A 23,930-nucleotide genomic window follows, 5' to 3' on the forward strand; every position below is an offset into this window, starting at 1 on the left:
TGAGCCGGTGGGAGCGGTCATGCTGGGGGAGTTCCTTTGCAGCGCATCGCTCTTTTCGCCTGATTAGCGCGCTTCATCCGATCTTGCCGTGGGTGAGCTTTTCACCATTTCGCCGCACGTCGATATGGTCGATCAGGCCGTCCTTGAGGCGATATTCGACAATGACATTGCTTTCGAGAAACTCGCCTTTTGAAAGCGCGGCGACCACAAAATCAGGCGCATCTTTGACAGCCGTAAATCGCGCTGTCGCGTTGAGCGTGACCTTCTCCGCCGTCGCATCAAGACTGTGAATGGTGATGGTCTCGCGCACGCGCTTAAACATGGCGCTGTAATACTCCGCAATGGCGTCCGGCCCTTTAATAGGCGGCGCTGCCGGCAACTCCAGCACAATGTCATCAGTGTAGAACTTCGTGAACCGTTCCGTATCACCGGCGCTGAACGCCGCCGCATAGCTGTGAAAGGCCGCGATTTGGGTGGGCATGGCGCCAAGGCGCGGAACCCGGCTGACGCCCTTTTCCGGCGGCCAGACCATAGAGGTGAGCGATGCGACGCGTCCGCCGCGAAGTTCATAAGTCACAAAGAACTTCACCGTCATCATATCGCCGGCGTGAAGGTGGCCGAACGGAAAATCCGGCCGTTCCTTCACCGCATGAAAGTCCATGTCGATTTCAGCGAACAGGTGATCCCTGTTCTGAAGGACAAGCTGCGGGCGCGGCACCTCGCGCACGCCGTCATGGGCCCAGTCGAGGAAATCCTTCAGCGCCGCCTTGCCCTGAAAATCGCGACCTGAACTCCGGAAGACGACATCATCGCAGAAGAAGTCCTCTACGAGGCGCTCATCGTCTCCTGCGCTGAAACAGGCGATGTAGTCGCCGTAATTCATGGCATCTTGCTTTACTTAACTTATCTGCAGCGCCGCACCGCCCGAACTGTGAAGCCCTTTGACACCGCCTGTGATGAACTGCACAGCGAGCGGCGCGGATGACGAAACAAGGCGCGTCCTCGGCGAGGTCGTCATAACAGTCGAATTGCGACGGGTTCGCTTTCGATCCGACATTCGGCGCGGTCATGGGGCGCAGCTCCGTAAACAACGGTGTTCTTTTCAGGCGATTCGCTTCGCGACGACCGCCCTTTAATTTCACCTGCGCCGCCGGCGCAAAAATCCCATACCAGCGAGACCGCTCAGCAACAGCCAGCCCGCCGCCGGGAGCGGCGTTTCCAGAGGAGGCTCCCAGCCGTCGATCCGCGACAGCTCATAATCGAGCGTCAAATTGGCGACGGTGTGATCGAAAAACCCTTCCATCACCTGCCAGATCATGAAGACCTCGCCAGAGCGATTGACTTTATCCAACAGCCCGTCCGACACCTCGGCGTTAAACGACGCGATTCCATAAAGGTAATAAGTAATCAGCCAGTCTCGATAGCCGTCATACTCATCGTCTCCCGGCCGGTTTTGCCAGCGAACGTTCGCAGGCCCGGCAGCGGGCGCGATCTCGAAGCTCATGTCGTGCACCGTCCCCTTCACGCGGTCCCACTGATAGTCGCCCTCCCGGTATATTTTCACCTTGATCCTGTAGTCCGTACAGAATTCGCCAAACAGGGTCGGGTAACAGCTCTGGCCGTCAGTGACAAAGCTGTCGGCAAGGTCCAAGCCGTAATCGTGCGGGTTGGACTTGCCCGTGAAGTTGAACCAGCCGCCGGTGAAGGCGACGTCATAGCCGTTGGCGCGCTGCGCCTCGATGAACGGGTTGAAGTCGAACACCGTAAAATCGCCCTCGCCTTCGGCCTTGGTGGTGTCGTAGATCTTTTCAAGGGTGATCGACGCGGCGGAAACCGGCCCGCAAAAGGCGGCGATTGCGAATGCAGCGATACGGAAAAACATGAGCCCCTCCCGAACGATCCCCCCGGAAAGCTGCTAGCACCAGTAGGATTCTAATGGAATACTGAAAATCTCGATTCTGCGAGGTCTTGACCGCGATTTCAGCCGAACTCAAGGCGCGCTGGGAGGCTTTTTCAACCTGTGTTTGAAACGGCGCGTGAAGGCGCGTTTGGATGACGAATAACGGATCATGCTGACGAGGTTTTTTTAACAGCCGAATTATAATAGGTTCGATTTCGATCCGACACGCGCGACATGGGGCATAACCCTGTGAGCTGCCTTGTTCTTTTCATATATTTCATCATACGGACCGCCGTTAGAAGACGGTTGAGAGCGCAGCGATGATATGATTCACTAGGCGCATTCAAAAAAGAGCAGAGGGCGGGCGGGTCATGCAGCAAACCTTAGGGGGAGACCATGACAAAGAGTCCCTTTATAAATCAAATCCCGCACCGGCAAAAATTCGCCGCAGCGACGCTCGCCGCCGTGCTTTGCATTGCCGGTTTAAACAGTGCGGCCGTGGCGAAGCCGCCGATTGATCCCGGCCTTGCGCTGCCGAAAACCGACGTCGCCAAGGATCTGGATCTCAGTATCGATAAGATCGTCCTTGAGCCGCAGCGCGTGCGCAACGAACTGCGCCGCCGGAGTTCCTCGGCCGCCCGCGTTGCGGCGTGCGGCGTGCAAAGATCCGGTCTGGCGCCGGGAGAGTGGTGGCGCGAGGGGCTGATCTATACGGGCTACGCCCATTTCTGGAACGACAAGCCGCGCAAGCGTTGTGAACACGGCGTGAGTTATTTTCTGCAGCCTATTCTTGAATACGACATGGAGCCTGTGCGCGGCCGGGAAATCAAATCCGCGGTGCTGCACTTTCAAGACAGCAGCTTCGCCGACGTGGCGGCCTTCGTGGACGATCCGGAATATTGCTACGCACCAGACGGCCGAGTCGGCATGATCGCTCTGGCGGACCGCAACGCGGGAGACGGAAATTTCACCGTTAAACGGCTGACATCGGGCCGTGAAGGCGTCCTTCGTAATATAAGCGGAACCGTGCGGCCGGACCTGCGCGGCGGATCCTGGAAACTGGACGTCACCGAATGGGTGAAAGGCTGGGCTGACGGCAGCCTCAACAATCACGGCATCGCATTCACTCCGTGGACCACAAAAAAACGCAAGCATGATCGAATTTGCGTAGGCGTCGTACAGAGCGCGGATATTGTCGTGACGTTCAAATAGGGTGAACCGGCGTTGCGTTTGTCCCCTGCCCCGTCAGGGCGCAATCAACGCATCTTCATCAGATAAAAAAGCCCCGGCTACTGCCGGGGCTTTTTTGATCAGTTGTCGAGGAACGACCGCAGCTTCCGCGACCTTGAGGGATGCTTCAGCTTCCTGAGCGCCTTCGCCTCGATCTGGCGGATGCGTTCGCGGGTGACGGAGAATTGCTGGCCGACCTCTTCGAGGGTGTGGTCAGTATTCATGCCGATGCCGAAGCGCATGCGAAGAACGCGCTCCTCGCGCGGCGTCAGCGAGGCGAGGACGCGCGTCGTCGTTTCGCGCAGGTTCGACTGGATCGCCGCGTCGATGGGCAGGATCGTGTTCTTGTCCTCGATGAAGTCGCCGAGATGGGAATCTTCCTCGTCGCCGATGGGCGTTTCGAGGGAGATCGGCTCCTTGGCGATTTTCATCACCTTGCGGACTTTCTCGAGCGGCATGGAGAGTTTTTCGGCGAGCTCTTCCGGCGTCGGCTCGCGGCCGATCTCGTGCAGCATCTGGCGCGAGGTCCTGACGATCTTGTTGATCGTCTCGATCATGTGCACCGGAATGCGGATGGTGCGCGCCTGGTCGGCGATCGACCGGGTGATCGCCTGCCGGATCCACCAGGTCGCATAGGTCGAGAATTTGTAGCCGCGGCGATATTCGAACTTATCCACCGCTTTCATGAGGCCGATATTGCCTTCCTGGATGAGGTCGAGGAATTGCAGCCCGCGATTGGTGTATTTCTTGGCGATGGAAATAACGAGGCGCAGGTTCGCTTCGACCATTTCTTTCTTGGCGATGCGCGCTTCGCGCTCGCCCTTTTGCACCATGGAGACGATGCGGCGGAAATCCTGAACCGTGAGGCCGGTTTCAGTGGCGAGCTCGCCGATCTCCTCGCGGATCGCCATCACCTGGCTTTCGCCTTTCTTGACGAAATTCTGCCAGCCCTTGCCGGTTTTCTCGCTGACGCGGTCGAACCATTCCGGGTCGAGCTCGGCGCCGATATAGTCGGCGAGGAACTCCTGGCGGTTGACGCCGTATGAGTCCGCAAGCCGCACGAGCTTTCCTTCGAGCGCCATAAGCCGGCGGTTGATGTCGTAAAGCTGTTCGACCAGCGCCTCGATGCGCTGATTGTTGAGACGGACCGAGCGCACGCGCTCGACAATGTCTTTCTGGAGCTTTTTGAACCGGCGCGTCTGCGAGCTCGACAGATCTTCGCCTTTCAGCTGCTCTTCGATCATGATGTCCTGAAGGCGGCGCAGCTTTTTATAGTCCGAGGAAATCTCGTCGAAGGTCATCATCACGCCGTCGCGCAGCTCCGCCTCCATGGCGGAGAGCGACAGGGCGCCCTCGTCGAAGTCGTCTTCGTCGTCCTCGGCGTTCTCGGCCTTTTCGGCCTCCTCGCGCTGGACGCGCTCGGCGACTTCCGGCTGGGTCATGTCGGGGCGCGATTCCGGCCCGCCGCCGTAAGTGGCGTCGAGGTCGATAATGTCGCGCAACAGGACCCGGCCTTCCTGAAGTTCGTCGCGCCAGACGGTGATCGCCTCGAAGGTGAGCGAGCTTTCGCACAGCGCCTTGATCATGGTTTCGCGGCCGGCCTCGATGCGCTTGGCGATGGCGATCTCGCCTTCGCGCGACAACAGCTCGACGGTGCCCATTTCGCGCAAATACATGCGCACGGGATCGTCGGTGCGATCGCCGGAAGAGCCGGTGTTGGTGGTGACGACCTGGCCGCCCTTTTTCTCGTCCTTGACGGCGACGGCGCGCGATTTCGGCGCGGCGCCGTCATCGCCGCCATCGTCATTGGCGGCGTTGTCGTCGTCCTCGTCTTCTTCGTGTTCGATGACATTGATGCCCATCTCGGAAAGCTGGGCCATGATGTCTTCGATCTGTTCGGAAGAGACTTCTTCGGAAGGAAGAACCTTGTTGAGCTCGTCATAGGTGACGTAGCCGCGCGACTTCGCCGTCTTGATGAGTTTCTTTACATCCGCATCGGTAAGATCGAGGATCGGGCCGTCGCTCGCCTCGGCCGTTTCCGTCTCTTTCGTCGCCGCCGCTTTTTTCGCCATGTCGCAATACCTCTACCGACCGAATTTTTTATCTACGGTCTGTTTCATTCTTTCGAGCGCGTCGGCGAACCGCTTGGGGGAATCGCCCTCGTCCCCTTCGGCTTCCTCGGGCTTGCTCGAATTGATCAACTCCTCGCGCGCCGCCGCCGCGGCTTTCCACGCGCCATCGCCTTCCGTGAATATCTGAGATGCGGATCGCGCCACCTCCTGCTTGTGGGTCGATTCAAACAGATGATGCGCCAAGGCGTTCTGGAACCCCAGCTCGACCTCGCCAATCTCAGCGTCGGGGCGCAGGCGCCAGTTGTTTCTGAGCTGGGGATCCTGCGTCACCCGCTCCAATATGCCTGCCGCGCCGGTCTGGCTGAGATGGCTTTTCAGCCCCGCACTGTCAAGGGTTGGGGTTGTGGAAATCGCCGCCAGGACCTCGCCCAGAAGGGTCTTGAGGCCGGGGTCGGCGAGCTCGAGCCCGAAAAAGGCGTCCTCATGGCGTTCGATCAGGGCCGGATGGTTGATCGCCGCGAGGACGAGGCTGGCCTCCCGGACCCATTGGGAGGGGCCTTTGAGCCCCGGGGTCGGCCGCGCCGGGGCGGCGTAGCGGAACCCCATTCCCCTGTTATTTGGCCCCTTCTGATTTGGGCCCCGGCCCTTGCCGAAATCCCGGCTGGACCCGCGGAACGGATTGCCGCCCTGGCGGGCGCCCCCGCCATAGGATTGCCGGCGCTCCGGCGGACGGAACTCGGCGTCGAGCCGCCGCGACAGCTCCTCGCCATAAGCGCCGCGCACGTCCTTGTCGGCGACCTGTTTGACGAGGTCGCGCAGATGGGAGCGCAGGGCGGCCCGGCGCTCCGGCGTGTCGAGCGGGCGGATCGTGGTCTCGCGCGACCAGAGGACGTCCACCAGCGGGCGCGCCTTTGCGAGCACCTCATTCATGGCGGCGACGCCTTCGGACCGGATCAGATCGTCCGGGTCCTGGCCTTCGGGCAGGAAGGCGAAGTTCAAGGACTTGCCGGGCTTCAGCATGGGCAGCGCCCGGTCGACGGAGCGATGGGCGGCGTTGACCCCGGCGCTGTCGCCGTCGAAACACAGGACCGGCTCGTCCGAGGAGCGCCACAGCAGCGCCAACTGGTCTTCGGTGAGCGCCGTGCCGAGCGGCGCAACGCCGCGTTTGATCCCCGCTCCCCACAGCGCGATCACGTCCATATAGCCTTCGCAGACGATCAGCGGCTTTTTATCGTCGGCGGCGGCGGCCCGCGCGGCGTTGAAATTGTAAAGCACCGAGCCCTTGTGAAAGAGCGGCGTTTCCGGGGAATTGAGATATTTCGCCCGGGCGTTCGGATCGAGCGCCCGGCCCCCGAAAGCGATGACCCGGTCGCGGCTCCCGAGGATCGGGAACATGATGCGGTTGCGGAAGCGGTCGTAACTGGCGCCGCCGTCCTCCGGTTTGATCAGGAGCCCCGCTTCGACGAGCACGTCTTCGGGGAAGTCTTTATTGAGGAGATAGTCTTTCAAGGCGTTCCGGCCAGCCGGGGCGAAGCCAATGGCGAAGGCTTCGATCTGGGCGTCGGTGATCTCGCGCCCGCGCAAGTAATCCATGGCCTCGCGCCCGTCCGCCCGGTGCAGCATCGCCTGATAAAATTTCGCCGCCGCCGCGCAGGCCTCGGCAAGCCCCTTGGCTTTTTCCGCACGCGCCGCCGCTTCCGGGTTTTCCGCCGGCAGCTCCAGCCCCGCATCGGCGGCGAGCCGTTCCACCGCCTCGGGGAAGGTCATCCCCTGCGTTTCGATGAGAAACGTGATGATGTCGCCATGGTTCTGGGTCGAAAAGCAGTGATAGGTGCCGCGCCGGTCGTCCACGGAAAAGGACGGGGTCTTCTCCGGCTTGAAGGGCGACAGGCCCCACCAGGCGTTGCCCCGCTTTTTCAGCTTCACAAAACGCCCGATAACGTCGGACGGCCTCAGGCGCGACTTCAGCTCATCGAGAAATTCCGGGGTGAAACGGGGCATAGGGCTCATATATGAAGGGCGGCCCCGAGATATAAGCTTATCCCCCTCGAGCGCCTAGCATCGCCATTAACCGCTTTTCCCCACCTGCCCCCTTGCCAAACACCGGGAAAGCGCGCACTTGCCGCCCCAATGACGCAACGCAATATCGATTCAGGCGGCCGGAGCTTCCGCGCCGACAGGACCCTTTTAGATTTATGACCCCGGCTCTCAGAAACATCGCCATCATCGCTCACGTCGACCATGGCAAAACCACGCTCGTCGATGAGATGCTGCGCCAGTCCGGCGCGGTCCGCGACAACGCGGAAATGGCCGAGCGCGCCATGGATTCCAACGACATCGAGCGCGAGCGCGGGATCACCATCCTCGCCAAATGCACCAGCGTCGTCTGGGAAAAATCCGATCCGCCGGTGCGTCTCAATATCGTCGACACGCCGGGCCACGCCGATTTCGGCGGCGAAGTGGAGCGCATTCTCTCCATGGTGGACGGCTGCCTCCTGCTCATCGACGCCGCCGAAGGGCCGATGCCCCAGACCAAATTCGTTTTGTCGAAGGCGCTGGCGCTGGGCCTGAAGCCCATCGTCGTTCTCAACAAGGTGGACCGGCCGAGCGCCGACCCGGACGCCGCCCTTGACGCGGCCTTCGATCTTTTCGCCGCGCTCGGCGCTTCGGACGAACAGCTCGATTTTCCCATCCTCTATGCGGCGGGGCGCGACGGCTGGGCCGATACGAGCCTCGAAGGCAAGCGGGAAAATCTCGACGCCCTCTTCGAAACGATCCTCACGCATGTTCCCGAGCCGGACATCGCCGCCGAGGCGGCGGATGCGCCCTTCGCCATGCTGGCGACAACCCTTGAGGCCGATCCTTATCTCGGGCGCCTGCTCACGGGGCGGGTCATCTCCGGCGTCGCCAAGCCCGGCGTCACCCTGAAAGCGTTGTCGCGCGACGGCAAAACCATCGAGCAGGCGCGCGTCTCCAAGGTGCTCGCCTTCCGGGGCCTTAAACGCCAGCCGGTGGATGAAGCTTTCCCCGGCGACATTGTCTCCATCGCCGGTTTTTCGAAAGCCTCCGTTTCCGACACGCTTTGCGACCTTTCGCTAGACGCCCCTCTCCCAGCCCAGCCGATCGACCCGCCGACGCTTTCGGTCACCATCGCCGCGAACGATTCGCCGCTGGCGGGCCGCGAAGGCGACAAGGTGCAGTCGCGCGTCATCCGCGAACGCCTGCTGCGCCAGGCCGAAGGCGATGTGGCGATTTCCGTGACGGAAACGGAAAACAAAGACGCCTTCGACGTCGCCGGCCGCGGCGAGTTGCAGCTCGGCGTCCTGATCGAAAACATGCGCCGGGAAGGCTTCGAACTCGCGGTGTCGCGCCCGCGCGTCGTCACCCGCACGGACGAGAACGGCCAGGTGCTCGAACCGATCGAGGAAGTGGTGATCGATGTCGATGACGAGTATTCCGGCGTCGTCATCGAAAAGCTTTCCCAGAAAAAGGCTGAACTTGCAGAGATGAAGCCGGCGGGCGCAGGCAAAACGCGCATCGTCATGCATGCCCCCTCGCGCGCGCTCATCGGCTATCACGGCGAATTCCTCACCGACACGCGCGGCACCGGCGTCATGAACCGCTCTTATCTCGAGCACCAACCCTACAAAGGCGCCATTGAGGGCCGGCGCAACGGCGTCCTCATTTCCAATGGCGACGGAACGGCGGTGCCCTACGCGCTGTGGAACCTCGAAGAGCGCGGGATCATGTTCATCGAGCCGGGCGAAGCCGTCTATGAAGGCATGATCATCGGCGAGAACGCCAAGCCGGACGATCTCGACGTCAATCCCTTAAAAGCCAAACAGCTCACCAACATGCGCGCTTCCGGCAAGGACGAAGCGGTGAAACTGACGCCGCCGCGCAGGCTGACGCTCGAAACCGCCATTTCCTATATCGGCGACGACGAGCTCGTCGAGGTGACGCCGAAATCGATCCGCCTGCGGAAGATCGCGCTGAAACCGCATCTGCGCAAGAGGCGCGCGAAAGAAACGGCCTAGTTTTCACTTTCCCGCAAGCTATGAGCTAATCCGGCGTTAGTTTCTTGAGCGGCCCGCCGAGCGTCCCCGCCACCATGGACGCCAACAGTTTCGGCATGAACCAAAATGATGAGAGAGGTTCAGCGAACTTGTCGCGCATAGCCGGCAGCATTTTCGAATCCGACTGATAGGCCGGCGTGAAAAGACGGCTCATCGCCTGATAAAGCTTCACATGCCGGACGCGCAGCTTGAGAAAGGCGGCGAGCGCGGCGCCGATATCCTCATGGCGTTCCAGCGCATTCGACAACGCCCAGGCGTCGAGCAGCGCCATATTCGCCCCCTGCCCCAGCTGCGGGCTCGCCGCATGCCACGCATCGCCGATATGGACGAGACGCCCCTCGACGGGCTGCGCCGCCGTATGATGGGCGTAATGGGCGAACACGAACTGGTCGTGATCGGTGAAATGCTTGAGCACCGGCGCCGCCTCCGGCCAGAGCTTTAACACCCGATCTTTCCACCGGTGAAGCGGCGTCATATGCCAGGCGTCGTAATGCTCCGCCTGCAACGTCCAGAAAAAGGCGGCAAGCGGCGCCGCGCCGTCTCCTGAAGTCCCGATGGGCATCACTCCGGCGGACACGCCGGCGCCGCGATAACGCTGGGCGAGAACGTCCTGCGTGAAGCCGCCCCCGGACGGAAAAGGCGCATTGGCCCACAAGGCGCCGTATTTCAGGAACACATCGTTTCGTTCGATAAACGGCGAGCGCACGCCAAGCGCATCGATAACAAGATCGAAAGGTCCGGCCGCGGCGGCGCCGTCAAGTTTCAGGCGCACGGCCTCGCCGGCCTGTTCCGCGCCCGCAACTTCGCGGTCATAAAAAAGTTTGGCGCCCGCGTCCTGCGCCGCATCGTGCAGCACGTCAAACAGCGCCGCGCGATGAACGGCGAGACCGAAAACATCCGGTCCCAGCGCGTCATAGCGCACGTCCAGCACTTTGCGCCCGCCGCCTTCGAGGCGCCCGTCAAGACGCTTCAGACGCGCGCCGCATTGCATCAGCCTGTCGGCGCAACCAAGCGCGCGAAGCGCGGCTTGCCCCGTGGGCTGAACGATAAGCCCGGAACCGACCGGCGCCGGCTCCGCCGCTTTGTCGTAAACCGCAACGGAATGGCCGATGCGGCTTAAAAACGAAGCCGTTGCAAGTCCGGCAATCCCTGCGCCGGCGATTGCGATATTGAGATGATGAGTGATGTCTGTCGTCCCGCGAAGTCGAGACAATACAAAAGTCTAATTCGCCGCCGCCGTCTACCGCGATAGAGCGGAACTTATTTTTGACGTCGCGCAATCCCAAAGCACGGTCTTAAATAAGGAACGCGTTTCAACACTTCATAACCGCCGAAACATCCGCAGACGGTCAATGTCGTCAACGCGACAAACTCCGGCATACGCCGAGACGTCATTGCGCTAGATAATAACCAGCAAGAATGATGACCGTCTGATGCAGATATAACCGCAGAAAACCGCACCGGTGAAACTGGAAAGTGTTTTAGATCAGCTGCTCTTTCATCAGCTTGCCGGCCTTGCCGAAATCCATGGCGCCGTTGAACCGCTCTTTTAACGCGCCCATGCAGCGCCCCATGTCTTTCAGGCCCTCCGCGTCATATTCTTCGATCACCTCGGCGACGGCGGATTTGATTTCTTCCTCCGAAAGCTGGCGCGGCAGGAATTCGCTGATGACCTCGATCTCGGCGCGCTCCTGTTCGGCGAGTTCGGGCCGGCCGCCGTCCTCGAAGGCTTTGGCGCTCTCTTCGCGCTGCTTCACCATCTTGGTGAGGATCGCGAGGATTTCTTCATCCGTGGCGCCCTCGCAGCGGTCTTCGGCGCGGGCTGCAATATCACGATCCTTGATAGCGGCGTTGATGAGCCGCAAGGTCGCCACGCGCAGCTTGGCGTCGCCGGCTTTCATGGCCGCTTTCAGCGCTGTGTTGATCTGCTCTTTGAGCATCTGATTCTCCGTTGCGGACGACCGCAGGGATTCAAAATCCGCGCCGTCCTTTTTAGCCCCACCATAAATAACTGATTTGTCTGGATAATTCCTGGCTTATCCGTTATTGACCCTACAGGTCCCTTCGCATAGCTTCCGGCCAATTTGCGCGCGGCCGCTTTTGCTGCACAGCGGAACCGCAATCGCCAGCGCCGCCGCGCAATCTTGCAATGCAACAAGGCCGCGAAGAGATAGTTATCCATGAAGATTAGTCAAGCGCCCGCCGAACGCCCCACCGCGGTTCTGGTTTTAGCAGATGGAACAAGCATTTACGGGCACGGGCTGGGGGCCGCCGGCGAAGCCGTGGGCGAGGTCTGCTTCAACACGGCGATGTCGGGCTATCAGGAAATCCTCACCGACCCCTCTTATGCGGGACAGCTCGTCACCTTCACCTTCCCCCATATCGGCAATGTGGGCGTCAATTCCGAAGACATTGAAAACGCCTCCCCGGCGGCCTCGACGGCGGCGCGCGGGGCGATCCTCCGGGCCGACGTCACAAGCCCGTCGAACTATCGCGCCCAGCTCGATCTTTCCGCCTGGATGCGCCGGCGCGGGATTATCGCCATCGCCGGGGTCGATACGCGCGCGCTGACATCCCTTATCCGCGAAAAAGGCATGCCCCACGGCGTCATCGCCCATAACCCCTCGGGCCGCTTCGACATCGAGGCGCTGCAAAAGCGCGCCGCCGAATGGGCGGGGCTCGAAGGCCGCGACCTCGCGAAAGACGTCACCACCCTGCAAAGCTATCCGCATACGGAAAAGGGCTGGGAATGGGACAAAGGCTATACGCAACATGACGGCTCCGGCCCGCATATCGTCGTCATCGACTATGGCGTCAAACGCAACATCCTGCGCCGGCTGGCGAGCGAACAGTGCCGCGTCACCGTCGTCTCGGCGACGTCGAGCTATGAAGACATCATGGAAAAGAACCCAGACGGCGTCGTGCTTTCCAACGGGCCGGGCGACCCGGCGGCGACGGGCGAATACGCCGCGCCGGTGATCCGCAAGCTGATCGAAAACAAGGTGCCAGTGCTCGGCATCTGTCTCGGCCACCAGATGCTGGCGCTCGCCGCCGGCGCGAAAACCAAGAAAATGCCGCAAGGCCATCACGGCGCGAACCACCCCGTCAAAGACCTCGCCACGGGCAAGGTGGAAATCGTCTCCATGAATCACGGCTTCACAGTGGATTCGGAAAACCTGCCCGCCAATGTGACGGAGACCCATGTCTCGCTCTTCGACGGGTCCAACACCGGCATCGCACTGAAAGACGCCCCGGCCTTTTCCGTGCAGTATCACCCGGAAGCCTCGCCGGGCCCGGAAGACAGTTTTTATATCTTCCGGCGCTTCATCGACAGCGTCCGGCCGGCCGCCGCCTGAGGCGGAACTCCGACCCTCCCCCCGTGTTCTCCCTCCAAATCCAAGGAGGCGAGAAACATGGATATTTTCGAACGGATTAAGAAAGATCACGACGACGCGCGCGCGCTCATGAAAGAGCTCAAGGATACGACCGCGCGCGCGGAAAAAACCCGGCGCAAACTGTTCGACGACTTCAAGCTCGACATGTGGGCCCATCACAAGGTCGAGGAAGCGGTGTTCTATTCCTATCTCCGCGACGACACTAAGATGAGCATAGATTCCTACGAAGCGCTGAACGAGCACCATGTGGGGAACGGCCTCCTCGAAGAACTCGACACCTTCCCCGTGGCGAGCGAGGAATGGGGCGTCAAATTCGGCGCGCTCTCCGAGCTTATCGAACATCATATGGACGAAGAGGAGGACGAGTTCTTCCCGAAAGCCAGAAAGCTCCTGTCGAAAGACCAGGCGGCGCTGATGGGCGAACGCTTCGACGCGCGCAAGAAAGTCGTGCTCGCCGCCTTGAAGCCGCTGAAAGAAAGCGAAATCGAAGCCGCGGCGTAACCCCCTCCCATGACCGATGTCATTCAATGGACGGCGAGCCTGTCGGCGATTGTCGCCGCGAGCCTCATCGCCGCCCATATCAGCCAGAAGGTGACGGGAATCGCCTTCATCATCTTCACCGCCTCGTCGCTGATGTGGGTTTATTTCGGCGCGGCGGAGAACGATCACGGGCTCGTCGTCCAGAACGTCGTCCTCACCGGCATCAATCTGCTCGGCATTTACCGCTATCTGATCCGCAGCAAGCCGGCCTGACGCGGCGAACAAATAGCAGTTCCCGCTGCGCATGATGCTGGCGCAGGGTTTAAGCCCCCGCTAGCATTTTCCTCATGCGCCAGGACATTCGCGATACTTTCGAGCAGATCACGACCGCCCGCGGCTTTACAAAGGAGTCGGGCTTTCACGTGCGCGATTTCGAGGAAGGCTATGTCGCTCTAGAAGTCGCGCCGAAGGAATCGCTCGTTCAGTTCATGGGCTATGTTCATGCGGGCGTCGTCACCGGCCTCGCCGACCACGCCGCCGGCGCCTGCTACGCGTCCGTTCTGCCCGAAGGCAAGGCGTGCCTCACCGTGGAGCTCAAGATCAACTTCATGAAGCCGGCCGAGGGCGACATGCTGGTCGCCGAAGCGACGGCGCTGTCGCGCGGGCGCTCCATCGGCGTCGTGCGCTCCGACGTCTGGGCGGAAAAGGACGGCGCGCGCGCGATGGTCGCGACGGCGCTCGTGACGCTGAAATCAATTAGCCTCTAGCAGATTCATTATTCACTTCGCCACAAGCTCACCCTCATCCTGAGGAGCCCAATCGTCCTCGCCCTTCGCGACATTGAGCAAGCATTTTATGCTTGCTCAACCCTCAGGATGAGGACGATTGGGCGTCGCGAAGGATCGGCAGCAGCAAAAAAACGTTCCGGCCTTGGCAAGCCGCCCCCGGGACGCTTAGGTAAGGCTCATGAGCCAGACCCAAGCCAAACCGCCCTTCACCGTCCGCGTCGTTCCGGTGACGCCGTTCCAGCAGAATTGCTCGATTATCCGTGCGCCTTCCGGCAAGGCGGCTGTGGTCGATCCCGGCGGCGAGCCGGAAAAGATTTTGCAGGCGGCGAAAGACTTCAACGCCGAGATCGAACAGATATGGCTCACTCATGGCCATCTCGACCATGCGGGCGGCGCCGAGGCGGTGAAACGCGAAACCGGCGCGCCGATCATCGGGCCGCATGAAGAAGATACGTTTTGGCTCGACGAGATCGCCGGCCACTGGGCGCAATACGGCCATCCCGGCATGGGCGAGGACTGCAAGCCGGACAAATGGCTGCATGACGGCGACGAACTCGATCTCGACGGGATCAAGTTTCAGGTCGTCTACACGCCCGGCCACACGCCAGGCCATGTGGTGATCTACAACAAGGACGCCAATATCGCCTTTGTCGGCGACGTTCTGTTCGCGGGCTCTGTCGGGCGCACGGACTTTCCCCGCGGCGATCAGCAGACGCTCGTCAATTCCATCACGCAAAAGCTCTGGCCGCTTGGCGACGTGCAGTTCGTGCCGGGCCACGGGCCGACCTCGAGCTTCGGGCGCGAGCGCCAATCGAACCCCTTCGTCGCCGACAAGGTCACCGGCTATCAGGGCGCCGAAAAAGAAGCGCCCAACGAAATCGACCAGAAGCTCTCAAAACGCTGGCAGTAGGCTTCGCGCCTAATCCGTCACCGGCGGCTCGACGACGGCGCGGCCCACATAATTGGTGTCCGCGCCGAACCAGACCGCGCCCGCCGGCGCATAGTAATGCATATGGCGGATGGTCCCGCCACCGGACGGAATGTCGGTCTTGGAGAAAAATTCCTCCGTCTTCGGATCGAATCCCATGAAGATATTCGGGTCGACGCCGGTGGCGACCATCCAGATACGGTCCTGTCCGTCAACGGCCATGCCATAGGGACGCGCCCGCTCGCCCTGGGGCATCTCCCATTCCTTGAAGGTTTTCTTTTCCGGATCATAAACGCCGAGCACACCCTTGATGTAATCGCCATACCAGACGCGCCCGTCGCTGGTGATTTCAAGACGGCGCGGCAGCGCGCCTTCGCGGGGCAGGTCGATTTCCGTCAATTCGAGTGTCTCAGGATTTATATGGGCGAGCTTGTAGGTCCCGAACAGCGCGACCCAGACCGACCCGTCGGGCGCCATCTTGATTCCATAAGGCCGCGAGCGCTCGGTCTTTGAGGCAATGAGATCAACTTTGCGGCTTTCGATATTCAGCCGGCCGATAAAATTGCCGCCCTGCACCGTGAACCAGATGTTCTCTTCGCCTTCATCGAAGACCAACGTATGAGGATCGCGCGCGGCTTCGTCAGGCATCGGGATTTCTTCGGTCTCTTTCGTCTTCGGATCGAAGCGACCGATGACGCCGGTGCGGTTGCCGGCGTACCAGACGATCCCGTCTTCGCCGACGATGAGATTATGCGGCCCCTCGCCTTCCGGCAGGTCGTATTTGACGATGACGCCGCTCGAGGCGTCGAGATGGCCGATATAGCCGCCCGCCTGGCCCACGAACCAGACGGAATTGGCGCTCTCGGCAAACGGATCGCGCGGACGGGTGTTCTCGAACGGAACTTTCCATTCCCTGATGTCGACCGTTTCTTCGGCGAAGACCGGCGTCATCATCATTACGCCCGAAAGAATTGCAGCCCCGAAAATCCTCATCGCACCCTCCTCCGGCGCTTACCGCGCCGCCCGCGTCAGAGCCTTTACCTACTATAGCCGCGCGCGCCATGGCGCCGGAGGGAAGATTAAAGATCGGACATGACGGCGGCGCAGCATGGCTGCAAAACCCGCATTCCGCCTGTCTCGCGGGCTGCTGAGCGCCCCTAATTCGCCACGCGCCGAAGCCGCGCGAAATGCTCGTCCCAGCCGGAATCGTGATTGGACGCCATGCCGAAGGGATCTTCTTCGTATTTCTCCCAGCCGTCATGGACGAGAGTCAAAATCGTGCCGCCCTTCACCGCTTCGAGAGTCCAGGCGCAAATGGTCTCGACGCCGCCCAGATGATTATGGGTGAAGGTGTGAACCAGCCGCTCCGGCTTTTTCATCTCGAGGACTTTGCCCCAGCAGAGCTTTTCGCCGTCCTTGCCGTAGCTGTTGGTCAGAAGGCCGTACTCGCCGCCCTCTTTGAGGTCGCCCGCGCCGCGGTGAAACCAGAGCGCAAGCTGGTCGGGCTCGGTCAGGAATTTCCAGACATGTTCAGGCGGCGCTTTTAAGAAAAGGGTTTTGACGATCTTCATCTTGCTCATGATGTTCTCTCCACGACGTCTTTGAGTTTGGCGAGACGCTCATCCCAGAAGCGGTCGAAATGGCCCAGCCAGTCGGCGGCGGTCTTGAGCGCTTCCGGGTTGAGGCGGTTGATCCGTTCACGTCCCTTTGCTTCGACGGCGATAATCCCGCCGTCCTTCAAGATCGCCAGATGCTTGGCGACGGCGGGGCGCGTCATATCGAAGGCCGCGGCGATCTCGGCGATGGGGCGCGGCCCCTCGGCCAGCATGGAAATGATCGCCCGCCGGGTCGGGTCGGCGAGCGCGCGGAAAACGGGCTGGGCGTCAGCGGATGGCGGGCGTGCAGGCATGGGATCTCAACATAAAACCTTATGGTTTCTCTTTATATGAAACCTTTTGGTATTATGTCAAGCCCGCAGAAAATTGGCGGCGCCTCAGTTTGCCTTCATCCTGAGGGGCCCCGCCCCTTCGTCCTTCGAGACGCAAGCCCGACCGCGAATGCGGTCAATCTAGAATTGGCGCGCGCGCGGGCTTGCTCCTCAGGATGAAGGGGCGGGGCTGTCTCGAAGGGCGAAGGCAAACTGAGGCGCTGCCGAAAAATTCGGAAGAACTTGAAAACTCTTTCCCTCGGGGCCTTTCGCTCGTCCGTAGCTTGCCCTAAGACAGCGCTTTAATCGACAATTGATTCTCGCCTCCCCGCGCGCGTGCGGCCGCCTCTGCAGGCCCGCCCGTCCGGCGAGGCTGCGCGCGAGTAAGGTATGCCGAAACGCACAGATATTTCCTCCATTCTCATCATCGGCGCCGGTCCCATCATTATCGGGCAGGCCTGCGAATTCGACTATTCCGGGGTGCAGGCGGTCAAAGCGCTGAAGGAGGAAGGCTACCGCGTCATCCTCGTCAATTCGAACCCGGCGACGATCATGACCGATCCGGAGCTCGCCGACGCCACCTATATCGAGCCGATCAGCCCGGAATTCGTGGAAAAGGTCATCGCGCGCGAGCGCCCGGACGCGCTGTTGCCAACCATGGGCGGCCAGACGGCCTTGAACTGCGCCCTCGACCTCGAACAGGCGGGCGTTCTCGAAAAATACAATGTGGAGATGATCGGCGCCCGGGCCGACGTCATCGAAAAAGCCGAAGACCGCGAGAAATTCCGCGTCGCCATGGAGAAGATCGGGCTTGAAAACCCGCGCTCGGCGATTGCGGCTTCACCCGCCATCAAGAACGAGCAAGGCAGGACGGTCGGCTATGACCGGGCGGCGGGCGTTTCAAACGCCATGGCCTATCTCGAAGACATCGGCCTGCCCGCCATCATCCGCCCGGCCTTCACCCTCGGCGGCACGGGCGGCGGCGTCGCTTATAACCGCGAGGAGTTCGAGCATTATGTCCGCTCCGGCATCGAAGCGAGCCCCGTCGGCCAAGTCCTGATCGACGAGAGCCTCCTCGGCTGGAAAGAATATGAAATGGAGGTCGTCCGCGACAAGGCGGACAACTGCATCATCGTCTGCTCCATCGAAAACGTCGACCCGATGGGCGTGCACACCGGCGATTCGATCACCGTCGCCCCGGCGCTGACCCTCACCGACAAGGAATTCCAGATGATGCGCAACGCCTCGATCGCGGTGATGCGCGAGATCGGCGTCGAGACCGGCGGCTCCAATGTGCAATTCGCGGTCAATCCGGAAACGGGACGCCTCGTCGTCATCGAGATGAACCCGCGCGTCTCGCGCTCCTCCGCCCTCGCCTCAAAAGCGACCGGTTTCCCGATTGCACGCATCGCGGCGAAGCTCGCCGTCGGCTATACGCTCGACGAGCTCGACAACGACATCACCGGCGCGACGCCCGCCTCCTTCGAACCGACCATCGATTACGTGGTGACGAAAATCCCGCGCTTCGCCTTCGAGAAATTTCCGGGCGCGGAAGCGACGCTGTCGACCGCCATGAAATCGGTGGGCGAAGCCATGGCCATCGGCCGGTCTTTCAAGGAGTCCATGCAAAAAGCCATGCGCTCCCTCGAGACCGGGCTCTCCGGCCTCGATCCCATCGAGATACCGGGGCTCGGCGAAGACGACGACGTCAACGCCTTCCGCGCCGCGCTCGCCGCGCCGACGCCGGACCGGCTGCGCGTCACGGCCGAAGCGTTCCGTCATGAACTGCCGCTGGAACAGATCCGCTCCATCACTCAATACGACCCATGGTTCCTGGAACAGCTTTCGGAAATCGTCGAAACCGAAAAGCAGATCGCGCGCGAAGGCCTGCCCGATGACGCGGACGCCTTGCGGGCGCTGAAAGCCATGGGCTTTTCAGACAAGCGCCTCGCGCAATTATGCGAAGGAACGGAAAAGGAAGTGCGCGAGCACCGGCGCGCGCGCGACGTCCGCCCCGTCTTCAAACGCATCGACACCTGCGCGGCGGAATTCGAGGCCAAGACCCCTTACATGTATTCCGCCTATGAACCGTCTTTTGGCGGAACGCCAGCCTGCGAATCTAAACCGTCCGACCGCAAGAAAGTCATCATCCTCGGCGGCGGACCGAACCGCATCGGTCAGGGCATCGAGTTCGATTATTGCTGTTGTCACGCCGCTTTCGCCCTCGCCGATATCGGCGTCGAGTCGATCATGGTGAACTGCAACCCCGAAACGGTCTCCACCGATTACGACACCTCGGACCGGCTTTATTTCGAACCGCTGACCGCCGAAGACGTTCTCGAAATCGTCGCCAAGGAACGCGAGAAGGGCGAACTTCTCGGCGTCATCGTGCAATATGGCGGACAGACGCCTTTGAAGCTGGCGCGCACCCTGGAAGAAGAAGGCATTCCCCTGCTCGGCACGCCCTATGATGCGATCGACCTCGCCGAAGACCGCGAGCGCTTCCAGAAACTCGTGCAGAAGCTCGGGCTCAAACAGCCGAAAAACGCCACCGCGCCGAGCCGCGAAGCCGCCCCCGCCATTGCCGAAGAGGTGGGCTATCCGCTGGTGACGCGGCCCTCTTACGTTCTCGGCGGGCGCGCCATGGAGATCGTGCGCGACAAGGCTTCGCTCAACCAATATCTCGCCACCGCCCAGATCGAGATCGACGAAGACGAACCGCTTCTCCTCGATCATTATCTTCAAAACGCCGTCGAGGTGGATGTGGACGCCATTGCAGACGGCGAAGACGTATTCATCGCCGGCGTCATGGAGCATATCGAGGAAGCGGGCGTTCATTCCGGCGACAGCGCCTGCTCCCTGCCGCCCTACACGCTGTCCGAACAAATCATCGACGAGTTGAAAGAAGAAACACGCCGCATGGCGCTGGAGCTCGGCGTCGTCGGCCTCATGAATGTGCAATACGCCATCAAGGACGGCGACATCTATATTATCGAGGTGAACCCGCGCGCATCGCGCACCGTGCCCTTCGTCGCGAAAGCCGTGGGGCTTCCCGTGGCGCGCATCGCCGCGAAAGTCATGGCCGGCGAAAAGATCAAGGATCTCGACCTTCATTGGCCGGCGCTTAATCATGTGGCGGTGAAAGAAGTCGTCTTTCCTTTCGCGCGCTTCCCCGGCGTCGACACGGTGCTGGGACCGGAAATGCGCTCCACCGGCGAGGTCATGGGCATCGACGTCAATTTCGACAAGGCGCGGGCGAAGAGCCTTATCGCCGCCGGCGCGCGCATCCCCATGAAGGGCTGCGTCTTCATCTCGCTGAAAGACAGCGACAAAGCGCATATGGTCGGCGCGGCGTCGAAGCTCCTCGACATGGGCTTTACGATCATCGCCACCGGCGGCACGGCGGAATATCTGAAAAACCAGGGCCTCGACGTCGCCAAGGTCAACAAGGTGCTGGAAGGCCGGCCGCATATCGTCGACGCGCTTAAAAACGGCGAAGTCCAGATGGTCTTCAACACCACGGAAGGCGCCCAGTCGATCAAGGACTCGCGCTCTATCCGCACCACGGCGCTGGCCCAGAAAATCCCCTGCATCACGACGGCGGCGGGCGCCCGGGCGGCGGTCCGGGCCATCGAGGCCATGCGGGCCGGGGATCTTGAGGTCGCGCCGCTGCAGGCCTATTTCGCGACGGACGCGGCGGCGGCGCTTCAAGAATAATTAGAAAAACTCATTAGTTTCCAAAGGACTATGGGGATAGTTCCGGGCGCCCCGGCCTTGAAATCCCGTTCCGGACTGATTAAATACCCGGCTCGGCAAATCAGCGACGGCCCGGCGCAAACGCCTCGGGCCGCGCTATTTTTTTAGCTTGAGAGTCCAAAACGAGACCCGAAAGCGTGCAGGAAGGAGCGGCCAATCCGGGCCTCTCCTCGTCGCCAGGAGAAAGGGCGGAGCAATGGAAAAATTTCCGATGACCCTCGCCGGCTATCAGAAGCTGGAAGAGGATTTGAAAAAGCTGAAAAATGAGGAGCGCCCGGCGGTGATTCAGGCGATCGCCGAAGCGCGCGCCCATGGCGACCTCTCGGAAAACGCAGAATACCACGCCGCCAAGGAGCGTCAGGGCTGGATCGAATCGCAGATTCTCGAGCTCGAAGACAAATATAACCGCGCCGAGGTCATCGACGTCGCCAAACTCGACGGCGACAGCGTGAAGTTCGGCGCGACCGTCACCCTGATCGACGAAGACACCGAAGAAGAAAAAGTCTGGCAGATCGTCGGCGACCTTGAAGCCGACGTAAAACAGCGCCGGATTTCGATCTCTTCACCCATCGCCCGCGCCCTTATCGGCAAGTCCGTCGGTGACTCGGTCGAGGTTCAGGCCCCCGGCGGCGCGCGCGCCTACGAGATCGAAAAGGTTGTTTACAAATAAACGCCGCCCCGCAGAGTTTTGAATGCAAAAAAGCCGGCCCCTCTCCCCGGGGGCCGGCTTTTTCTTTCGCTATAGAGCGAAAAACGCGTCAGGCCGATTTACGCCGGCGCGACGCGAAGCCAAGACCGGCGATCCCCGAAAGCAAAAGCGGAAGCGCCGCCGGAACCGGCACTTCGGAGACTTCCGGCACGGTGTAATTGATCGTCAGAAACGACGCGCTCAGGTCCTTCAGCGTTTCAAGCGAAGCGATCTGAACTGATGCGAAACTGTCTGTTTCAAGGCGCAGCGTCAGCAAGTCGCCGATCAGCAGCGCCTGAACCGGCGAAACGTCGCTGAAGACCGTCGCCAGCACATCCCCTGACGAGCCGCCAATGGGCAGTTGCGCGTCGATCACCTGAGACCCGGGCGCATCATAATCGGCAATATCGACGACGCCGTCGCCCGCATATGCAAAGACGTCGAATTCCGCCGGATTGCCGCCCGTATTGCTGACAAAGCGATCAAGCACGACCGACAGGCTTACGGAATCGATGGTTGCAGCGTCGGGAATAACGCCGAGATCGAACTCCAGGATGGCGTTTGTGATGTTTCCTCCCGACTGCAAAATGCTCAGCGCGCCATCCGTCGTATCAACGGCGTCCCCGCCAAACGTCGTGACGTCGCCATCGGCGGTCGGATCGAGCACAAGCGTCGCCGCCTGCGCCTGTCCTGCAATGACCAACGATGCAGCACCGAAAACCGCCAATTGAAGGCTGGCGGCGAACCTTTTCCTGATTTGACTCATGCTTGTCCTGTGGCGGCGCGCGGCCGCTCCCCCTTGCATAAACTACAATAAAATCCCGCCGAAACGCGGCGGCGACAGTTCACAAAAAGCATAAAATTTGCAAAACGCTTTCACCTCTATTGGTGATAAGCCGGAACTTTTTGATATCGGGGGAGACGATAATGAAAGCGCCTGAGGGGGAAGGCCTGTCCGACGATACATGGACGCAGATCAGCGATCAGCTCATTTCCGACATCTATGCGACGACATTGTCGCCGGAACACTACGACCAGTTCATGGAGACGGTGGAGACTTATCTCACCAGCCTTCGCTCCAGGAAAGACGCCCGGGGGCAGGCCCCCGCCGAGCGGCACTTCAAAACGGCCCTGACGCTGCTGGAAACGCTGGGACGCAAGAGAATGTCCGGAAACCGCGCCTCCGCCATCGCCGAATCGGCGCCGGGACCGGCCATTATTCTTGACAGCGATCTTTCCATTACGGCTCTCAATGAAGCCGCGCGCGGCGCGATCGCCACAAACATGCCGCGCCTTGCCGATTTCGGCGTCGATCCCAAAACAGAAAGCGCCGTTCAAAACGCCATCGACGAACTCACCAAAGACGACAATCTCCGCGTCGTACCGCTCACCGGCGCCTGGCGCGAGCAAAATGGCTGCGCGCTGTTGTCAAAGGTCAATATCGACACCGAATATCTGGAAAGCGGCGTCCGCTTCCTGCTCACCTTTTCAAGTTTTTCGCTGAACCCCGAACAAAGAAAGGTGCTGCGTCAGGCCTATGCCCTTTCCGATGTGGAGGTCGACATCGCCTTCGGACTGATTCAGGGTCTGCAGGTCCAGGACATCGCCGAACAAAGAGACAAATCCATCAACACCATCAGGACACAGATTAAATCCATTCAGAAAAAAACCGGCACGAACTCCATCGCAGACATCATCAGGCTTTTCGGCGCCCTGCTCGCCAATCTGACGACCATGCTGCAACATTCCGACCTCGCCACGGGCAAGAGCGCGCCGAACGTGCCTTTGCGCCGCAGCGCCCTCACCCTGCGCGACGGGCGCCGCCTCTCCTACAGCGAACAGGGCGCAGAAGCGGGAACCCCGGTCCTCTTCGCGCACAACATGCTTTACGGCGCGGAATGGACGCCAAGCGCGCTCTTCGCCGCGGAGAAACGGGACATCCGCATCCTGGCGCCCTCGCGCCCCGGCTTCGGCTATTCCGACCAGCTGCCCAATCAGAAAAACGACGCCTTTATCGACGCCGTCGCCGCGGATTTCTGCGAACTTCTCGACCACCTCCATATCGAGCGGGCCGTCGTGCTCGGCCACGGCATCGCCTCAATCTACGCCATGCGTTTTGCGCGGCGTTATCCCCATCGCGTGAAGGCGCTGATCGCAGTCAGCCACGCGCCGATCTGGAAAGACAAATGGCTGAAGGACCTGCCCGTGCGCCAGCGCCAGGTTTACACCGTCGCGCGCTATGCGCCGCAGCTCCTGCCCTTCATCACGCGCGCCGGCGCCGCGTTGATACGGAGCGGCAATCACGACCGCTTTCTCGACGCCCTCACCTGGGACATTCCCGCCGACGAAAAGGCGATGAAGCAAAAGGAAACCTATGAGGTGATGGTGCGCGCGCTCCATCACACCATCCAGCAGGGATGCGAAACCTATTGCCGGGAATGCGTCATCCGTTCGAAAGATTATGTGGACGAGGCGCAGAAACTGACAACGCCCATGCACATCATTCACGGCCTCGGCGACGTCATGGTCCCGCCTTCGCGCATCGAACTGTTTTGCGAGCGGGTTCCCGAAAGCACCGTCACCTGGGTCGAAAACGCCGGCCAGTATCTGCTCTTCACCCACTGGCAGCATGTGTTGCGCAAGATCGAGACCCTGGGGTGACGTACGCTTACGTGCGCGTCATAGCCGTC

The 23,930-nt window shown here is 61.0% G+C and carries 20 protein-coding genes; 10 read left to right on the forward strand and 10 right to left on the reverse strand.

What is annotated here, in order from left to right:
- Nucleotides 1–73: 73 nt before the first annotated feature.
- Together CW354_RS22125 and CW354_RS22135 are read right to left on the reverse strand one after the other, a co-directional pair.
- Entirely contained in the window at nucleotides 74–883 is an 810-nt protein-coding gene (locus CW354_RS22125; protein WP_104832272.1) for a nuclear transport factor 2 family protein, read from the reverse strand.
- Between the two features lie 255 nt (nucleotides 884–1,138).
- Nucleotides 1,139–1,882: a VPLPA-CTERM sorting domain-containing protein gene (locus tag CW354_RS22135; protein WP_104832273.1), complete on the reverse strand. Its 744-nt coding sequence runs from the start codon at nucleotides 1,880–1,882 to the stop codon at nucleotides 1,139–1,141.
- Nucleotides 1,883–2,398: 516 nt separating this feature from the next.
- Between CW354_RS22135 and CW354_RS22140 the strand changes: the two genes are divergently transcribed.
- Nucleotides 2,399–3,112: a hypothetical protein gene (locus tag CW354_RS22140; protein WP_133162416.1), complete on the forward strand. Its 714-nt coding sequence runs from the start codon at nucleotides 2,399–2,401 to the stop codon at nucleotides 3,110–3,112.
- A gap of 98 nt (nucleotides 3,113–3,210) precedes the next feature.
- Here the strand turns inward: CW354_RS22140 and rpoD are convergent, their stop codons facing one another.
- Together rpoD and dnaG are read right to left on the reverse strand one after the other, a co-directional pair.
- Entirely contained in the window at nucleotides 3,211–5,202 is a 1,992-nt protein-coding gene (gene rpoD, locus CW354_RS22145) for an RNA polymerase sigma factor RpoD (protein WP_104832275.1), read from the reverse strand.
- Between the two features lie 12 nt (nucleotides 5,203–5,214).
- Nucleotides 5,215–7,203, reverse strand: a complete 1,989-nt coding sequence (gene dnaG / locus CW354_RS22150; protein WP_165793901.1) for a DNA primase — start codon at nucleotides 7,201–7,203, stop codon at nucleotides 5,215–5,217.
- 194 nt (nucleotides 7,204–7,397) lie between these two features.
- On the opposite strand from dnaG, the gene typA reads away from it, so the two are divergent.
- Nucleotides 7,398–9,239, forward strand: a complete 1,842-nt coding sequence (gene typA, locus CW354_RS22155) for a translational GTPase TypA (protein WP_104832277.1) — start codon at nucleotides 7,398–7,400, stop codon at nucleotides 9,237–9,239.
- A 25-nt stretch (nucleotides 9,240–9,264) separates the two neighbouring features.
- Here the strand turns inward: typA and CW354_RS22160 are convergent, their stop codons facing one another.
- Both CW354_RS22160 and CW354_RS22165 read right to left on the reverse strand, forming a co-directional pair.
- Entirely contained in the window at nucleotides 9,265–10,491 is a 1,227-nt protein-coding gene (locus CW354_RS22160; RefSeq protein ID WP_207764953.1) for an FAD-dependent oxidoreductase, read from the reverse strand.
- A gap of 268 nt (nucleotides 10,492–10,759) precedes the next feature.
- The gene (locus tag CW354_RS22165; RefSeq protein WP_104832278.1) at nucleotides 10,760–11,218 is read right to left on the reverse strand and encodes a GatB/YqeY domain-containing protein; all 459 of its coding nucleotides are present in this window, start codon (nucleotides 11,216–11,218) and stop codon (nucleotides 10,760–10,762) included.
- Nucleotides 11,219–11,458: 240 nt separating this feature from the next.
- On the opposite strand from CW354_RS22165, the gene carA reads away from it, so the two are divergent.
- The 5 genes from carA (at nucleotide 11,459) to CW354_RS22190 (ending at nucleotide 14,851) form a co-directional block, all read left to right on the forward strand.
- Nucleotides 11,459–12,634: a glutamine-hydrolyzing carbamoyl-phosphate synthase small subunit gene (gene carA / locus CW354_RS22170; RefSeq protein WP_104832279.1), complete on the forward strand. Its 1,176-nt coding sequence runs from the start codon at nucleotides 11,459–11,461 to the stop codon at nucleotides 12,632–12,634.
- A 57-nt stretch (nucleotides 12,635–12,691) separates the two neighbouring features.
- On the forward strand, nucleotides 12,692–13,174 hold the full coding sequence (locus tag CW354_RS22175) for a hemerythrin domain-containing protein (RefSeq protein WP_104832280.1): 483 nt from the start codon (nucleotides 12,692–12,694) through the stop codon (nucleotides 13,172–13,174).
- Between the two features lie 9 nt (nucleotides 13,175–13,183).
- Nucleotides 13,184–13,426, forward strand: coding sequence for a hypothetical protein (locus CW354_RS22180; RefSeq protein WP_104832281.1), 243 nt, complete (start codon nucleotides 13,184–13,186; stop codon nucleotides 13,424–13,426).
- A gap of 74 nt (nucleotides 13,427–13,500) precedes the next feature.
- Nucleotides 13,501–13,920 (forward strand): PaaI family thioesterase, encoded by a 420-nt coding sequence (locus tag CW354_RS22185; protein WP_104832282.1) that lies wholly within the window; start codon nucleotides 13,501–13,503, stop codon nucleotides 13,918–13,920.
- A 199-nt stretch (nucleotides 13,921–14,119) separates the two neighbouring features.
- The gene (locus tag CW354_RS22190; protein WP_104832283.1) at nucleotides 14,120–14,851 is read left to right on the forward strand and encodes an MBL fold metallo-hydrolase; all 732 of its coding nucleotides are present in this window, start codon (nucleotides 14,120–14,122) and stop codon (nucleotides 14,849–14,851) included.
- A 9-nt stretch (nucleotides 14,852–14,860) separates the two neighbouring features.
- Here CW354_RS22190 and CW354_RS22195 read toward each other — a convergent pair whose 3' ends face one another.
- The 3 genes from CW354_RS22195 to CW354_RS22205 form a co-directional block, all read right to left on the reverse strand.
- Nucleotides 14,861–15,862, reverse strand: a complete 1,002-nt coding sequence (locus CW354_RS22195; protein WP_104832284.1) for a Vgb family protein — start codon at nucleotides 15,860–15,862, stop codon at nucleotides 14,861–14,863.
- Nucleotides 15,863–16,026: 164 nt separating this feature from the next.
- A complete protein-coding gene (locus CW354_RS22200; RefSeq protein WP_104832285.1) occupies nucleotides 16,027–16,449 on the reverse strand; it encodes an SRPBCC family protein in 423 nt (140 codons plus the stop codon).
- The gene (locus tag CW354_RS22205; protein WP_104832286.1) at nucleotides 16,446–16,778 is read right to left on the reverse strand and encodes an ArsR/SmtB family transcription factor; all 333 of its coding nucleotides are present in this window, start codon (nucleotides 16,776–16,778) and stop codon (nucleotides 16,446–16,448) included. Before CW354_RS22205 ends, CW354_RS22200 begins: the two co-directional genes overlap by 4 nt.
- A gap of 408 nt (nucleotides 16,779–17,186) precedes the next feature.
- Between CW354_RS22205 and carB the strand changes: the two genes are divergently transcribed.
- Both carB and greA read left to right on the forward strand, forming a co-directional pair.
- Nucleotides 17,187–20,513 (forward strand): carbamoyl-phosphate synthase large subunit, encoded by a 3,327-nt coding sequence (gene carB / locus CW354_RS22210; protein WP_104832287.1) that lies wholly within the window; start codon nucleotides 17,187–17,189, stop codon nucleotides 20,511–20,513.
- Between the two features lie 235 nt (nucleotides 20,514–20,748).
- Nucleotides 20,749–21,222 (forward strand): transcription elongation factor GreA, encoded by a 474-nt coding sequence (gene greA / locus CW354_RS22215; protein WP_104832288.1) that lies wholly within the window; start codon nucleotides 20,749–20,751, stop codon nucleotides 21,220–21,222.
- A gap of 88 nt (nucleotides 21,223–21,310) precedes the next feature.
- On the opposite strand, the gene CW354_RS22220 is transcribed toward greA, so the two are convergent.
- Nucleotides 21,311–22,006 (reverse strand): VPLPA-CTERM sorting domain-containing protein, encoded by a 696-nt coding sequence (locus CW354_RS22220; protein WP_165793902.1) that lies wholly within the window; start codon nucleotides 22,004–22,006, stop codon nucleotides 21,311–21,313.
- A gap of 161 nt (nucleotides 22,007–22,167) precedes the next feature.
- Here CW354_RS22220 and CW354_RS22225 point away from each other — a divergent pair, with 161 nt between their 5' ends.
- Nucleotides 22,168–23,901, forward strand: coding sequence for a bifunctional helix-turn-helix transcriptional regulator/alpha/beta hydrolase (locus CW354_RS22225; RefSeq protein ID WP_104832290.1), 1,734 nt, complete (start codon nucleotides 22,168–22,170; stop codon nucleotides 23,899–23,901).
- Nucleotides 23,902–23,930 lie beyond the last annotated feature (29 nt).

Origin of the sequence: Hyphococcus luteus, assembly GCF_002943565.1 — a bacterium.
GTDB lineage: Bacteria > Pseudomonadota > Alphaproteobacteria > Caulobacterales > Parvularculaceae > Hyphococcus > Hyphococcus luteus.